The following is a 15,182-nucleotide window of genomic DNA, read 5'->3' as shown; positions in this document are numbered from 1 at the left end:
CTATAGTTTTGATGGGATTCGCTGATGGAATGACTATTATTTATGGCATTATTGCATTAATAGCATCTATTATGTTACTTTGGCTGAAAAGTAAGTGGGGTCAGAAGTGGTTGGATAGTCTGGACTGATTTTCAACCCCAAAATCGTTTTAGATTTTAGCATTTGGGCTGATGGTTTCCGCTGCAGCCCTACATGATATTGTTTCCCGATTTAGGCATCAAGAGCGATTCTGATGTTTAAATCGGGATTTTTAATGGAAAAATTATATAAATTTAAAAGCGATTATTCGGTAGAAAGATATTTTTTTCGTAACTTTGCGCCCAAAAGTAAAAATAATAATAAATATACAGATAATATGGCTAAGAAATTTGCCGAGCACAATGGTCTGAATTTGACAAAGACCAACAATGACGTTTTAGCAGAGTGGGAGAAGAATGATATCTTCCACAAGTCTATTGACGAGCGTGAAGGCTGCCCTCAGTTTATCTTCTTCGAGGGACCTCCATCAGCTAACGGCCACCCGGGTATTCACCACGTGTTGGCACGTAGTATCAAGGATACATTCAACAGATACAAGACTATGAAGGGTTTTCAGGTACACCGCAAGGCGGGATGGGATACTCACGGACTTCCTGTTGAACTCGGTGTCGAGAAGGAACTCGGCATTACCAAGAAGGATATTGACAACAAGGCTTCTGAGAAGTATATCTCTACAGAGGACTACAACCATAAGTGTCGCGAGAACGTGATGAAGTTCACTGCTGAATGGCGTGATCTGACCGAGAAAATGGGTTACTTCGTAGATCTCGATCATCCTTATATCACTTACGATAACAAGTATATCGAGACCCTCTGGTGGCTCCTCAAGCAGCTCTACAACAAGGGCTTGCTCTACAAGGGTTACACCATCCAGCCTTATTCTCCAGGTGCAGGTACCGGTTTGAGTTCTCACGAGTTGAACCAGCCTGGCTGCTACCGCGACGTGAAGGACCTCACCACCACAGCACAGTTCCTCATCAAGGATCCTAAGGCTGAATGGACCAAGTGGGGTAAACCATATTTCATCGCATGGACTACTACACCTTGGACATTGCCATCAAATGTGGCTCTCTGTGTGGGTCCTAAGATTGACTATGTAGCTATTGAGACCTACAACCTCTACAATGGCGAGCCTATGACACTCGTGATGGCTGAGGCTTTGGTAGGTTCTTATCTGAAGGCTGACCAGGAGTGCAAGGAGGGCGATCTCCTTCCATTCGACAAGGAGAAGAAGCTGTGCCCATGGCGCATCATCGACCACATGAAGGGTACCGACCTCGAAGGTTTGCACTACGAGCAGCTCCTTCCTTGGGTGAAGCCATGCGAGAAGGTAGATGCCTTTGCGCCTCAGTTCGTTACAGAATATGCTGCTGCTCATCCTGAGAAGGTATTCGCTTCTGAGGATGGTCGCGATAAGTTTGTTGAGATGGACAGCGAGGCTTTCCGTGTCATCCTCGGCGACTACGTTACTACCGATGATGGTACCGGTATCGTTCATATCGCTCCTACATTCGGTGCTGATGATGCCAAGGTAGCTAAGGATGCCAACATCCCTGCGCTCTACCTTATTAATAAGAAGGGCGAGACCCGCCCTATGGTTGACCTCCAGGGTAAGTTCTATCTCATCGAAGACCTCGATGCCAACTTCGTAAGCGCTTGCGTCAACAAGGAGGCATACGCTCATCACGCAGGCGACTACGTGAAGAATGCCTACGATCCACAGTTTAATGTGGATGGTGTTTGGGATAAGAAGGCTTCTGATAAGGCTGAAGACCTGAACATCGTAATCTGCTACGAGTTGAAGCAGGAGGGCAAGGCTTTCAAGAGTGAGAAGCACGTGCACAACTATCCTCACTGCTGGCGTACCGACAAGCCTATCCTCTATTATCCGTTGGATAGCTGGTTTATCAAGGATACTGCCCGCAAGGAGCGCATGGTAGAACTCAACAAGACCATCAACTGGCAGCCAGAGAGCACCGGTACTGGCCGTTTCGGCAACTGGCTTGAGAACCTGAACGACTGGAACCTTTCACGTTCCCGCTTCTGGGGTACTCCATTGCCAATCTGGCGTGATGAGAACCGTGGCGAGAAGTGCATCGGCAGTCTCGAGGAACTCTATGCTGAAATCGAGAAGTCTGTGGCTGCTGGCATCATGCAAAGCAACCCATTGAAAGAGAATGGTTTCGTGCCTGGCGACTACAGTCAGGAAAACTATGATAAGATTGACCTCCACCGTCCATACGTTGACAAGATTGTATTGGTCAACGAGGAGGGCAAGCCAATGTATCGTGAGAGCGACTTGATTGACGTTTGGTTTGATTCAGGTTCAATGCCTTACGCCCAGCTCCACTACCCATTCGAGGGTGAGATGGCTCGTGGCACAGAGGCAGACCGCGATGCACTCATCCACAGCACCTACGAGGGATATGCTATTCCTCCTAAGTTCTATCCAGCCGACTTCATCAATGAGGGCGTGGATCAGACCCGTGGATGGTTCTTCACCCTGCATGCTATCGCTACCATGGTATTCGACAGCGTAGCCTTCAAGAACGTCATCTCTTCTGGTCTCGTGCTCGATGCTAAGGGCAACAAGATGAGTAAGCACGTGGGCAATGTGACCAACCCTTTCGAGATGATCGATAAGTATGGTGCCGACCCTGTTCGTTTCTATATGATGACCAACAGTGAGCCTTGGGACAACCTCAAGTTCGACCCTAATGGTGTGGACGAGACTCGTCGTAAGTTCTTCGGTACCTTATATAATACATACAGCTTCTTCGCCCTCTATGCTAACGTAGATGGTTTCGATGCAGAGGCTGCTCAGGTGCCATTCGAGAAGCGCCCAGAGATCGACCGCTGGATTCTCTCTTCACTCAATACCCTCATCAAGGGCGTTGACAGAGAGTTGGCTGGCTACGATCCAACCCGCGCAGGCCGTCTCATCGACGCTTTCGTCAACGATGACCTCTCTAACTGGTATGTTCGTCTGAACCGTAAACGTTTCTGGGGTAAGGAGATGAGCGAGGATAAGTTGAGCGCTTACCAGACTCTCTATACTTGTCTGATGACAGTGGCTAAGTTGTTGGCTCCATTCGCTCCATTCTATGCTGACGAGTTGTATCACGACTTGGGCGGCGAGTTGAAGAGCGTACACCTGGATAAGTTCCCAGTAGCTGATGAAGCTGCTATCGATGCAGACTTGGAGGAGCGTATGGCCATCGCCCAGAAGATTACTTCTATGGTATTGGCATTGCGCCGCAAGGTGAACATCAAGGTGCGCCAGCCACTCCAGCAGATCATGATTCCTGCCGTAGATGATGTACAGAAAGCACACATCGAGGCTGTAGCTGGCCTGTTGAAGAACGAGGTGAACGTGAAGGAGGTGAACTTCATTGAGGGTCAGGGCATTCTCGTGAAGAAGGTGAAGTGTAACTTCAGAGTGATGGGTAAGAAGTTCGGCAAGCTGATGAAGGGTGTTGCAGCCCAGATGTCAGCACTCGATCAGGATCAGATTGCAGCTTTCGAGAAGGCAGGCAACATCACATTGAATATCGACGGACAGGAAGCCGTAGTAGAGGTAGCCGACGTGGAGATTATCTCTGAGGATATCCCAGGATGGCTCGTTTCTAACGAGGGCAATCTGACCGTGGCACTTGAGGTAGAATTGACTCCAGAGTTGAAGAAGGAGGGTATGGCACGTGAGTTGATCAACCGTATCCAGAACCTCCGCAAGGAGACCGGCTTGGAGATTACCGACCGCATCAAGGTGACAGTGGCTTCCAATGAGGAGACCAACGCAGCCATCGAGGCATTCGGCGACTACATCAAGGGTCAGGTGTTGGCAGACAGCATCGAAATCGGTGACAACGCAGGTGTCGAGACCGAATTTGATGACTTTAAGTTGAACCTTCTCGTAGAGAAGAATTAAATAATGTAAGGAGTTAGAAGTAAGGAGTCAGGAATATCCCCGAAAAGCAGAGACGGAGTCCCTCCCGAGTGGAGCCGGAATTCCCCTCAAGAAGGAGTTTCCCCAACTGTTTGCTTCTAACTTCTGCTGTTTATCCGGAAACAAAAATAACTAAATAAACAAGATTAATAACTGCATAACAATAAATGTCTATGGCTAACGAAAAACTACGTTATAGCGATGAGGAGCTCGAGGAGTTCCGCGCTATTATTGAAGAGAAATTGAAAGTGGCTCGTTTGAACTACAAGGAGATGATGGCTCAGCTGAATCATTCCGACAGTAATGATATCGTAGATACATCACCTACCTACAAGGCTCTCGAAGAGGGTAGTGAGGCCCAGAGTAAGGAAGAGATCATACAGATGGCACAGCGCCAGCAGAAATTCATCAAGGGTTTGGAGGCAGCGCTGGTCCGTATCGAAAACAAGACTTATGGTATCGACCGTGAAACTGGTGAGCTGATTCCTAAAGAGCGTCTTCGTGCTGTTCCTCATGCCACATTGAGTGTAGCTTCCAAGGAGGCAAGAAATCGTAAATAAATGAAAGAAAATAAAAAGGTAAAGACAGGCTGGCTCGTCACGGCAATGGTGGTGATACTCTTGATAATCGACCAGATTATCAAGCTCTATATCAAAACCCATTTTTGCCTTGGCGAGTCGGTTCGTGTTACAGATTGGTTTTATATTGAGTTCGTCGAGAATAATGGTATGGCATGGGGCATGTCGTTCATCGGCAAGTTCTGGCTCAGTCTGCTGAGAATTGTTGCCATCTGCGTGCTGTTCTGGTATCTGCGCCGCATCATTCAGCGCGGAACCCACCGCAAGCTGTACATCTATCTTGTGGCATTGGTGCTGACGGGTGCCATCGGCAATATGCTGGACTCCATCTTCTACGGTCTCATCTTCACGGCTTCATCCACCGAATATGTTTCCTATATGGTGCCTTTCGGAACGGGTTATGCTGGTGTGCTGATGGGCAAGGTGGTGGATATGTTCCGCTTCCCATTTTTCACTTATACGTGGCCAGACTGGGTGCCTTTCTTCGGTGGACAGCATGGTACTTTCTTCGACCCAGTATTCAATTTCGCTGATTCCTGCGTTTCTGTAGGTGTCATCTCGCTCTTACTTTTCTGTCGTAAGGAACTGGAACAGTTGGGAGGAGGAAAGAAGGAAAATGAACAAGAAAAGGAATAAGAATGAAATCATTGAATAAAGCATTTTGGGGTATCTTCTTGGGTATCAGCTTCTTGGCATGCATTGCTTCATGTAAGCCTTCCGTGCCGGGAGAGTATCTTTCCGAGAAGGAAATGGAGAATGTGCTCTACGACTTTCATATAGCTGAGGCGATGGCCAACGATAATTCCCGTCAGGATGGTGATGCTGCGATGATTACTTATCGCGAGGCCGTTTTCAAGAAACATGGTATTACGGCTGCCGAGTTTGATTCGTCGATGGTCTATTATATGCGCCATACGAAACTGCTGCACGACATCTACGTGAAATTGGGCGACCGGCTTACTGCTGAGGCGCAGGCGATGGGTGCTGACGTCAGTGATTTGAACAGTCTGGGCGATATAGCTTCCAGCGATACTGCCAATATCTGGAAGGGTCCTTCTGCGATGGTGCTTAGCACTTACAAGCCTTACAACTATTATAGTTTTGAGGTGCCGGTGGATACTTCGTTCCATAAGGGCGATAAGCTGATGCTCAATTTCGAGGCACAGTTCCTCTTCCAGGAGGGTATGCGTGATGGTGTGGCGATGCTTGCTGTCACCTTCAAGAACGATAGTGTGGCTTACAGCAATTCCAGTATGTCCAGTTCGCAGAGTTATTCTATTCAGGTGGAAGACCGCGACAGTTTGGGCATCAAGAGTGTGAAGGGCTATTTCCTCCTGAACGTGGGCGATTTCGGTGGTGCAGCATCCTATACCACCATGAAGCTGATGTTCGTGCATCATATCAAGCTCGTGAAGCTTCGCATGAAACCGCAGCCGATGGGAAGTCAGACTGTAGCAGGGGATTCTGCTAATGCTCGAAATGAGGGTCTGAATGCTCCGGGGGGTCCTGGTTCTGGTTCATCTGCTGGTTCACCTGCAGGTTCGGTTTCTGGTTCATCTGCTGGTTCTCCATCAGGTTCATCTGTTTCTCCTGTATCAGGCCGTTCTCTTCCTCTTCGTCCTCAATTATCCGGTCCTGGCGGTTCTGCCGTTCCGCCAGACAGACTTCAGAAGATAGAAGTGAAATGATAGAGGATAGGAAAGATTGAAGGAAAGAGAATTTAGGAAAAGATTCTTTCTAAATAATTAAAAGAGAGAAACTCTTTCTTAAGGGGCTCTTAAATAAAAAGTGAGAAACTCTCTCTTAAGGAGCTTTTAAAAAGAAGAGAAAAGTCCCCCTAAAAAATAAGGGGATTTTAGAGGGAATTAATGATAAAGGAGGATGAAAGAAGAATAGAGGAGGAAATGAGAATGGAAGAAATCAGAAGGTGCGGCGCTCATGAGGTTCGACTTCCGGGAGGTGACTGCCTGCAGCAAGCTGTGGTGGAACTGATGGAAGGAAGGGTGGTCAACTATTTCGAGTTTCGGGATGAACTTCCGATGACGGAATGGTTGGGCGGACTCATCGAGGTGAAATGCGATGAGGAAGGAATCCGGAGAGCCTACTGGAATGGAAGAATTTTAGAATAAAACTGAGGTTGAAGCTTCAGAAGCAGAGCTAAGGCTTAAAAAAAAACTAAGGCTTCAGATGTAGAGCTAAGGCTTTAAAGAATAAAAACAAGAATCATTAATTTTTAAAAAGAATATTTATGTTAAGCGTAGATCAATTAGAAGACAAGTTGATTGACTTGGCATTTGCTGAGGATATCGGTGATGGTGACCACACAACCCTTTGTTGCATCCCTGAAGATGCGATGGGCAAGAGTCATCTGCTTATCAAGGAAGACGGTGTGTTGGCTGGTGTAGAGATAGCCAAGAAGGTGTTTGCTCGCTTTGATCCTACCATGAAGGTGGAGGTTCTCATTCAGGATGGTACTCCTGTGAAGAAAGGCGACATCGCGATGATCGTGACAGGAAAGACCCGTTCTCTCCTCCAGACTGAGCGCTTGATGCTCAACATCATGCAGCGTATGAGCGGTATCGCTACCATGACCGCCAAGTACGTGAAGCGCCTTGAGGGTACCAAGACTCATATCCTGGACACCCGCAAGACTACTCCAGGTCTCCGAATGCTGGAGAAGCAGGCGGTGAAGATCGGCGGCGGTATGAACCATCGCATCGGTCTCTTCGATATGATCCTGCTCAAGGACAACCATATCGACTTCGCTGGTGGTATCGACAATGCTATCGACCGTTGCCATGCTTACCTCAAGGAGAAGGGGCTCAACCTGAAAATCGAAATCGAGGTGCGCAGCTTTGATGAGCTCGACCAGGTTTTGAAGCACGGTGGTGTAAACCGTATCATGCTCGACAATTTCTCTGTGCCTGATACCAAGAAGGCGGTGGATATCATCGCTGGCAAGTATGAGACGGAGTCTTCTGGCGGTATCACCTACGATACCATCCGCGACTATGCCGAGCAGGGTGTGGATTTCATCTCTGTAGGTGCCTTGACACATAGCGTGAAGGGCTTGGACATGAGTTTCAAGGCTTGTGATTAAGAGTGATTTAAGTGAAGAGGGAAGAGTGAAGAATTCAAATGCTTTTCTCTTTGTTCTTCTGAAATAATTTTGTGGAGTTAGGAGACTTTTCTAACTCCACATTGCATTTAGGTGTATATTAATTAAGGTATATTTTATGAATAAGATTTTTGCTTCGGCCTTGATGGCTGTGGCTATGATGGGCAGTGTATCTGAGGCTGATGCCTGCACCAATTTCATCGTGGGCAAGAAAGCATCTGTAGATGGTTCGGTGATGTGCTCTTACAGTGCCGACGACTATGGTATGTTCCAGAATCTCGCCCATTATCCTGCGGGCAAGCATGCCAAGGGCGAGATGCGCAAGATTTTTGACTGGGATACCAATGTTTATCACGGAGAGATTCCTGAGGCTGCCGAGACCTACAGTGTTATCGGTAATATCAACGAATATCAGGTGACCATCGGCGAGACTACCTATGGTGGTCGCGAGGAAATGGTGGATTCTACCGGTATCTTAGACTATGGTTCACTCATCTACGTGGCTTTGCAGCGCAGTAAGACCGCTCGCGAGGCTATCAAGGTGATGACTACACTGGCGCAGACCTACGGTTATAATTCAGAAGGTGAGACCTTTACCATCTGCGATCCTAACGAGGCTTGGATCATGGAGATGATGGGCAAGGGACCGGGCAGCAAGGGCGTGGTCTGGGTGGCTCAGCGCATCCCTGATGAGGCTATCTGTGCCCATGCTAACCAGAGTCGCATCGGCAAGTTTAATATGAAGGACAAGAAGAATGTCATGTTTGCCAAGGACGTGGTAGCCTTCGCGCGCAGCAAGGGCTGGTTCAGCGGCAAGGATGCTGACTTCTCCTGGAAGATGGCTTATGCCAAACCGGATTTCTCGGGTCGCCGCTTCTGCGATGCCCGTGCTTGGGCTTTGCTCAACCACTTCAAGGATATGAGCCGTTATCTGCCTTGGGCACTCGGCAAGGATCCGAATGCTGAGGATATGCCACTCTGGGTGATTCCTGACAAGAAGGTGAGCGTAAAGGATGTAGAGGCTTGCATGAGAGACCATTATGAGGGTACTCCGCTCTCTGTGGCTGATGGCGATGATATCGGTGGCGGTATCTGGCAGATGCCTTACCGTCCAACTCCTCTGACATTCAAGGTGGATGGCAAGCAGTGCTTCAACGAGCGCCCTGTCAGCACTCAGCAGAGTGGTTTCGTATATGTGAGCCAGATGCGTTCTTGGTTGCCACGCGAGATCGGTGGTGTGCTCTGGTTTGGCAATGATGATGCCAACATGGTGGCCTTTACACCTATCTACTGCAGTTCTACCATTCGTCCAGAGTGCTACAATACGCCTGGCGCAGATGCCGTGACCTTCAGCGATAAGAATGCTTACTGGGTTTGCAATATGGTGAGCAACATGGTTTATCCACGTTACAGCCAGCTGTTCCCAAGTTTGAAGGAGGTTCGCGACAGTCTCGACAACAGTTATTTTGCTGCCCAGAAGCAGGTGGAGGACAAGGCGCTCGAACTCTATGCCCAGAATCCTCAGCAGGCAGTGAAGTACCTCAACGATTATGGTGTAGAGAAGGCGCAGCAGATGCTCGGTCGCTGGAAGCAGCTCCATACTTATCTCGTGGTGAAGTATAATGATATGATCATCAAGCCAACCACCAAGAATGGAACTTTCGAGCGTACGAAGGAGGGGCTCGGTGCACGCCCAGTTCGTCCGGGATATCCAGAGAAATATGCTCGTGAGCTAATCAAGCAGACTGGAGATAAATTCGTTTGTCCTGAGTAGAAACTCAGGACAAACGGGTTCTCCTTGTTCCCCTTTGTCAACCAGAAGGCTGCCAACCAGGTGAATGAGGCTCACCAGAAAGCCCATGATGCAATCAATGATGCTGCCAACAAGACCTTGCATAATTTGGCGAGATAAAGATTAAATAAGTTGAATACAGGAAAGCCTGGCTTCTTATTCTCTTCTTAGGGAGAAATAGAAGCCAGGCTTTTTTATTATGTTCTGTTTTATAAAATCTTCTTTATCCGTTAGCTACATTTCCGAAGAAGTCGAATGAGGCATCCCAGTCTTTCCAGACTGGTTCTCTGCCCAGTTCCTTCAGTCTTGCATTGATTACCTTGGCGGTACGCTCATCGCTCACGGTGAACTGCTCCAGCGCCTGAGGATATGTATGATAACCACCTGGATTTACCTTGGATTCAGCCGACATGGTGGTGACACCGAGGGTAGCCATGTTGTCACGGATGTTGGCTGGCTCACGGGTAGAGTAGGAAATATCTACGTCGTGGTCGAAGATGCGCATGGCGAATGTAGCCTGTGCCAACTGCTTGTCGGTCATGAAACAGTTAGGCTGGAATCCTTCGTTCTGTGCTGGGCGCATACGAGGGAAATTCACACTATACTTCGTCTTCCAGTAGTGCTTCTGCAGGTAGCGCAGGTGGTGAGCCATCATCACTACGTCCGTGCGCCACTCCTTCTCCAGTCCGATGAGCACACCCATACCGATGGAGTGGACACCTGCCATACCCATGCGGTCGAAGCCATTGCAGCGCCACTCAAACTTGCTCTTCATGCCACGTGGGTGGTAGAGCTTGTAATTGTCGCGGTGGTAGGTCTCCTGGAAGCAGATCACACCGTTCATACCATGGTCAGCGAGGGTCTTGTAGTCCTCGGTAGAGAGCGGCATCACCTCAATCTTCACGTTGGAGAAATACTTCTTGGCGATGTCGATGGCCTTGGCGAGATAAGGGGTGCCAGCCTTTGCCGGGTTTTCGCCCGTCACGAGCAGGATGTTCTCGAATGGAGCCAGCTGCTTGATAGCCTTGTATTCGTTCTCGATCTGCTCAGGGGTGAGGATGGTGCGTGCCATCGGATTCTCGCGGTGGAAACCGCAATACACGCAGGAGTTGGAGCATGAATTGGTGATGTAGAGAGGGATGAACATCGACATAGTCTTGCCGAAGCGCTCCTCTGTATATTTGCGGGAGAGACGGGCCATCACCTCCAGATATGGTTCTGCTGCCGGTGAAATCATTGCCATGAAGTCGTTTACATCGCAATGGTCCTTGGCGAGGGCACGGCGTACATCATTATCGGTCATGCGAGCGATACGCTCCGTGGTCTCCTCCCAACTGATATTCTTTAATTCGTCTGAAAACATATTCCTATGAATTTCTAAAGTGCTGCCTGCTCCTCCCTCTGGTGAGAAATGAGCCGGCAGACTTTGCTTTTACCTTACTTTATTTTTTATATTTTCTCAAATCGTGAGTCAACTTGGCTGCACAGAAGTTAGGACCACACATGGTGCAGTATTCACCCTCGGTATGACCAGCCTCCTCGAAATACTTCAAGGCGAGCTCTGGGTCGAGCGAGAGGTGGAACTGGTCTCTCCAGCGGAACTCGAAGCGGGCCTTGGAGAGGGCATTGTCGCGGATGGTTGCGCCTGGATGACCCTTGGCCAAATCGGCTGCATGAGCGGCAATCTTATAGGTTACCACACCTGTGCGCACATCCTCCTTGTTAGGCAATGCGAGGTGCTCCTTCGGTGTTACATAGCAGAGCATCGCAGTACCGAGCCATGCTATCTGGGCGCCACCGATGGCTGAAGTGATGTGGTCGTAACCTGGAGCGATATCAGTAACCAATGGGCCGAGGGTGTAGAATGGTGCCTCGTGACAGTGGTCGAGCTGGCGCTCCATGTTCTCCTTGATCTTCTGCATTGGCACGTGGCCAGGACCCTCGATGAATGCCTGTACGTTCTTGTCCCAGGCACGGGTAACGAGTTCGCCCATGGTATCCAACTCGGCAAACTGGGCTGCATCGTTGGCATCGGCGATACAACCTGGGCGCAGACCATCGCCCAAAGAAAGGGCTACGTCATACTGTGCCACGATGTCGCAGATATCATCGAAGTGCTCATAGAGGAAACTCTCCTGGTCGTGGTAGAGACACCACTTGCTCATGATACTACCGCCACGGCTCACGATGCCGCAGAGACGGCTGTCAGCGAGATGCACGTTGTGACGACGGATACCGGCATGGATGGTGAAGTAGTCCACACCCTGCTCGCACTGTTCGATGAGGGTATCACGGAATACCTCCCAGTTCAGGTCTTCCACCTTGCCGTTCACCTTCTCCAGAGCCTGGTAGATAGGCACGGTTCCTACAGGTACAGGGCAGTTGCGGACAATCCATTCACGGGTCTCGTGGATGTTGTCGCCGGTAGAGAGGTCCATCAAAGTATCGCCTCCCCATTTGCAAGACCATACCGCCTTGTCCACCTCTTCCTCGATGCTGGAGGTAGTGGCAGAGTTGCCGATATTGGTATTGATCTTCACGAGGAAGTTGCGTCCGATGATCATCGGTTCACTCTCCGGGTGGTTGATGTTGGCAGGAAGCACGGCACGTCCACGGGCAATCTCATCGCGCACGTATTCAGGAGTGATGTGGGTGTCGATGCCCAACTCCTGGCAGTTCATGTTCTCGCGGATAGCCACGTACTCCATCTCAGGGGTCACGATGCCCGCCTTGGCATAGGCCATCTGGGTGATGTGCTTGCCAGCCTGAGCACGGCGAGGCAACTGGATGTGCTCGAAGCGGAGGTGGTCGAGACTGTGGTCGGCCAGGCGCTGCTTACCATATTCGCTGGTGATTTCCTGGAGCTGTTCGGTATCATTGCGGTCGAGAATCCACTGCTCTCTCATGCGAGGCAGTCCCTTCTTCAAGTCCACCTGATAGTTAGGGTCGCTGTATGGACCGCTGGTATCGTAGATATACACAGGAGCGTTTGGCTCGGTATGAGGAATGCCGCGCTCATCCTTCACCACCGTAGGAGTGAGGTTCACCTTGGTCATTCCGACTTTGATCTGAGGGAAGAGTTTTCCCTGCATATACGCCTTTTCTCTCTTGGCGTAAGCTTTGTTATCGTTTGGCATAATGTTTAAAGGTAAAAAGGTAAAAAGGTAAAAAGGTAAAAAGAGCATTCTTGCTTCTTTGCCTCATCCTTGATGCCTTTTGATTTATCATATTATATTAGTCGTTGAGGAAAGCGGTGAGAGGAGAACTTGCTTCAGCACAGTCGCTGATGGCTCCGAGACCAGCCTCGTAGGCGCGACGACCACAGATGACAGCCTCCTTGAAAGCCTTGGCCATCTCAACAGGGTCTCCGGCTACGGCGATGGCGGTATTCACCAGGCAGGCGCTGGCACCCATCTCCATTGCTTCTGCAGCATGGCTTGGTGCACCGATACCCGCATCTACTACTACAGGAACAGTAGCCTGTTCGATGATGATCTGCAGGAAGTCCTTCATTCTCAATCCCTTGTTGGTACCGATAGGCGCAGCGAGTGGCATCACGGTAGCAGCACCAGCCTCTTCCAGGTGCTTGCAGAGGGTAGGATCTGCCTGACAATATGGCAATACCACGAAACCGAGTTTCACCAGTTTCTCTGTAGCCTTCAGAGTCTCGATAGAGTCTGGGAGAAGGTAGCGAGGGTCTGGGTGGATTTCAAGCTTGAGCCAGTTGGTACCGAAAGCCTCACGTGCCATCTGTGCAGCGAAGACTGCCTCCTCGGCGTTGCGCACGCCACTGGTGTTAGGGAGAAGCTGGATGTTAGGATTCTGCACGATATGAGCGAGCAGATCGTCCTGCTTGTCTTCGAGTTCGATACGCTTCATGGCTACGGTAACCATTTCTGTTTCAGAAGCCTTGATGGCTTCAGCCATGAGCTGGTTGTTGTTGAACTTACCTGTTCCCAGGAAAAGGCGAGAGTTGAATTCTCTGCCTGCAATTACTAATTTTTCCATTGTTTTTATGATTTATATTTTTATTTTTTTCTTATAGAGAGGGCTGGATTATTGCAGAGGCTGGATAATCCCGGAGGCTGATAATCGCAGAAACAAGATAATTCCAGAGTCTGGATAATCGTAGAGCCAGCTTTATAGCAGCTCCAGAATCTCCCTGGTTTCTTCTGCTGGATTTTCAGCATGGAGGATGCAACCGCTGAGGGCGATGCCGTTCACTCCCGTTTTCATGATTTCGGGGATATCCTCCTTGGTAATGCCTCCGATGGCGACGAGCGGGATGTCGATGCTTTCTTCCTTCATCTTCTGGATGATGTCCTTATATCCTTCCAGTCCGAGGATAGGAGAGAGCTTCTCCTTGGTGGTGGTAAAGCGGAACGGACCGCAACCGATGTAGTCGGCTCCCGCCTCGTAGTGCGCCTTCACATCCTCAAAGGTGTTGGCAGTACCGCCGATGATGAATCCGTCGCCCAGTATCTTGCGGGCTTCAGCGATAGGCATATCGTTCTTGCCCAGATGCACACCGTCTATCTGCAGTTCCTTCACGAGAGCCACACGGTCATCGATGAGGAAGGTGGCCTGCTGTTCTCTGCACCATTCCTTCACCTGCAGGGCGATAGGGCGCACTTCGTCGTCGGTAGCTCCCTTCATGCGCAGCTGGATCCATTTGCATCCGCCAGCTAATGCCTCACGGATACCGTCGAGATACCCCAACTTTTCATTCTGATGGGAGATGAACTGCAGGCGGAAACGGTCTAATGAAATTTTTGCCATTTTTTTAAATTCTTCGTCATGTTATTTAAAAAACTCACTCTATTATCATAAAGCCATAGCCTGTTATCTTGAGTCTATTTATGTTAAAGTCAAACTCAGATTATCCTAAAGTCATAGCTTTATATAGAATCCTTATCCCCCGCAGAAAGCTTTTACGATAACGATGTCAGCGCCTTCGAGGATCTTTGTGGTTTCCCATTCGTCGCGAGGCACCATATTGTTGCTGATGGCAACGGCTACACCTGTGGCAGGAAGATTGAGTTCTTCTGCCAGTTGCTTAACGTTGAGAGCCTGAGTCTCAGTTTCCTTGTTGTTGATATTTACTTTCATAAATCGAATTGTTTTTAAGGGCTATGCTGATAGCCGTTTATTTTAAGTCCTTGTTTTTATCACGGAAAAAGCCCCTAATCCATGGTCATTAGCCATAGAATAGGGGCTTTTTTTCGGATACACCTTCTGATACTCATCTTGCAGTATTCCAGTGTCATTATCCTCTTGGTTATATCATATTTCCCTGCGTCAGCATTATCTGCGTCAGGTTCAATGGGTATAATCTCAGCCGATCTCTCAGCACCCCCGTGACATTCATCTTGCAAATATACTGATAATATCCTTAAGTCGTATCAAAAGGGCGGTTTTTTAGTGTATATTAACAGATGTTGATATACACTGCCTCGTCTCTGTCTCTGGCTTCCACAAAGAGATGGATGACGTTCACCTGTTGTCACCGCTTTTTTTTCTCAACTTCTTATGATTTTTCTTGTTAGTTTCAAAATAAAAGCGTATCTTTGCTCTTATTATAAACTAAAGTTTCCCACCCCAAAATAGTAGGGTAAAAATAACAGTTTCTCGATAAAAAGTTGTATCTTTGTAATCGCTAAAGAACAAAAAAACAACGATTTAAAGAGTAACTGTTATGAATGCAAAATT

At 48.8% G+C, this 15,182-nt stretch carries 12 protein-coding genes and 1 riboswitch; of the genes, 7 read left to right on the top strand and 5 right to left on the bottom strand.

What is annotated here, in order from left to right; all coding sequences use genetic code 11:
- Positions 1-355: 355 nt before the first annotated feature.
- The 7 genes from ileS to EXN75_RS09075 all read left to right on the top strand — a co-directional run bounded on the left by ileS (position 356) and on the right by EXN75_RS09075 (position 9,455).
- Positions 356-3,967, top strand: a complete 3,612-nt coding sequence (gene ileS, locus EXN75_RS09105; protein WP_134843561.1) for an isoleucine--tRNA ligase — start codon at positions 356-358, stop codon at positions 3,965-3,967.
- Positions 3,968-4,158: 191 nt separating this feature from the next.
- Positions 4,159-4,545 carry a TraR/DksA family transcriptional regulator gene (locus EXN75_RS09100; RefSeq protein ID WP_022111630.1) on the top strand — a complete coding sequence of 129 codons (387 nt, stop codon included), beginning with the start codon at positions 4,159-4,161 and terminating at the stop codon, positions 4,543-4,545.
- Positions 4,546-5,199 carry a lipoprotein signal peptidase gene (locus EXN75_RS09095; RefSeq protein WP_134843560.1) on the top strand — a complete coding sequence of 218 codons (654 nt, stop codon included), beginning with the start codon at positions 4,546-4,548 and terminating at the stop codon, positions 5,197-5,199. It begins immediately after the preceding gene.
- Positions 5,200-5,201: 2 nt separating this feature from the next.
- The gene (locus EXN75_RS09090) at positions 5,202-6,251 is read left to right on the top strand and encodes a DUF4296 domain-containing protein (protein WP_134843559.1); all 1,050 of its coding nucleotides are present in this window, start codon (positions 5,202-5,204) and stop codon (positions 6,249-6,251) included.
- Positions 6,252-6,473: 222 nt separating this feature from the next.
- On the top strand, positions 6,474-6,692 hold the full coding sequence (locus EXN75_RS09085; RefSeq protein WP_118118649.1) for a hypothetical protein: 219 nt from the start codon (positions 6,474-6,476) through the stop codon (positions 6,690-6,692).
- Between the two features lie 119 nt (positions 6,693-6,811).
- Positions 6,812-7,663, top strand: coding sequence for a carboxylating nicotinate-nucleotide diphosphorylase (gene nadC / locus EXN75_RS09080; protein WP_134843558.1), 852 nt, complete (start codon positions 6,812-6,814; stop codon positions 7,661-7,663).
- A gap of 163 nt (positions 7,664-7,826) precedes the next feature.
- Entirely contained in the window at positions 7,827-9,455 is a 1,629-nt protein-coding gene (locus tag EXN75_RS09075) for a dipeptidase (protein ID WP_371318223.1), read from the top strand.
- Positions 9,456-9,696: 241 nt separating this feature from the next.
- On the opposite strand, the gene thiH is transcribed toward EXN75_RS09075, so the two are convergent.
- The 5 genes from thiH to thiS all read right to left on the bottom strand — a co-directional run bounded on the left by thiH (position 9,697) and on the right by thiS (position 14,582).
- Complete coding sequence (thiH, locus tag EXN75_RS09070) at positions 9,697-10,836, bottom strand: 2-iminoacetate synthase ThiH (RefSeq protein WP_134843556.1); 1,140 nt, start codon at positions 10,834-10,836, stop codon at positions 9,697-9,699.
- Positions 10,837-10,915: 79 nt separating this feature from the next.
- On the bottom strand, positions 10,916-12,610 hold the full coding sequence (gene thiC, locus EXN75_RS09065; RefSeq protein WP_118118659.1) for a phosphomethylpyrimidine synthase ThiC: 1,695 nt from the start codon (positions 12,608-12,610) through the stop codon (positions 10,916-10,918).
- A gap of 97 nt (positions 12,611-12,707) precedes the next feature.
- A complete protein-coding gene (locus EXN75_RS09060) occupies positions 12,708-13,481 on the bottom strand; it encodes a thiazole synthase (RefSeq protein WP_022111614.1) in 774 nt (257 codons plus the stop codon).
- A gap of 132 nt (positions 13,482-13,613) precedes the next feature.
- Positions 13,614-14,252 (bottom strand): thiamine phosphate synthase, encoded by a 639-nt coding sequence (locus tag EXN75_RS09055; protein ID WP_134843555.1) that lies wholly within the window; start codon positions 14,250-14,252, stop codon positions 13,614-13,616.
- Positions 14,253-14,384: 132 nt separating this feature from the next.
- Entirely contained in the window at positions 14,385-14,582 is a 198-nt protein-coding gene (gene thiS, locus EXN75_RS09050) for a sulfur carrier protein ThiS (protein WP_022111612.1), read from the bottom strand.
- A 164-nt stretch (positions 14,583-14,746) separates the two neighbouring features.
- A riboswitch (TPP riboswitch) is annotated at positions 14,747-14,840 on the bottom strand.
- Positions 14,841-15,182: the final 342 nt, after the last annotated feature.

Source organism: Segatella hominis (genome assembly GCF_004535825.1).
GTDB lineage: Bacteria > Bacteroidota > Bacteroidia > Bacteroidales > Bacteroidaceae > Prevotella > Prevotella hominis.
The sequence above is the reverse complement of the archived record's forward strand: the minus strand, read 5'-3'. Positions and strand labels throughout refer to the sequence as shown.

What these genes read in the sequence shown, in the direction of transcription:
- EXN75_RS09060 (WP_022111614.1), bottom strand. Translation starts at nt 13,481, where the DNA reads ATGGAAAAATTAGTAATTGCAGGCAGAGAATTCAACTCTCGCCTTTTC.
- EXN75_RS09085 (WP_118118649.1), top strand. Translation starts at nt 6,474, where the DNA reads ATGGAAGAAATCAGAAGGTGCGGCGCTCATGAGGTTCGACTTCCGGGA.
- EXN75_RS09095 (WP_134843560.1), top strand. Translation starts at nt 4,546, where the DNA reads ATGAAAGAAAATAAAAAGGTAAAGACAGGCTGGCTCGTCACGGCAATG.
- ileS (WP_134843561.1), top strand. Translation starts at nt 356, where the DNA reads ATGGCTAAGAAATTTGCCGAGCACAATGGTCTGAATTTGACAAAGACC.
- EXN75_RS09055 (WP_134843555.1), bottom strand. Translation starts at nt 14,252, where the DNA reads ATGGCAAAAATTTCATTAGACCGTTTCCGCCTGCAGTTCATCTCCCAT.
- EXN75_RS09100 (WP_022111630.1), top strand. Translation starts at nt 4,159, where the DNA reads ATGGCTAACGAAAAACTACGTTATAGCGATGAGGAGCTCGAGGAGTTC.
- thiC (WP_118118659.1), bottom strand. Translation starts at nt 12,610, where the DNA reads ATGCCAAACGATAACAAAGCTTACGCCAAGAGAGAAAAGGCGTATATG.
- EXN75_RS09075 (WP_371318223.1), top strand. Translation starts at nt 7,827, where the DNA reads ATGGCTGTGGCTATGATGGGCAGTGTATCTGAGGCTGATGCCTGCACC.
- thiH (WP_134843556.1), bottom strand. Translation starts at nt 10,836, where the DNA reads ATGTTTTCAGACGAATTAAAGAATATCAGTTGGGAGGAGACCACGGAG.
- thiS (WP_022111612.1), bottom strand. Translation starts at nt 14,582, where the DNA reads ATGAAAGTAAATATCAACAACAAGGAAACTGAGACTCAGGCTCTCAAC.
- EXN75_RS09090 (WP_134843559.1), top strand. Translation starts at nt 5,202, where the DNA reads ATGAAATCATTGAATAAAGCATTTTGGGGTATCTTCTTGGGTATCAGC.
- nadC (WP_134843558.1), top strand. Translation starts at nt 6,812, where the DNA reads ATGTTAAGCGTAGATCAATTAGAAGACAAGTTGATTGACTTGGCATTT.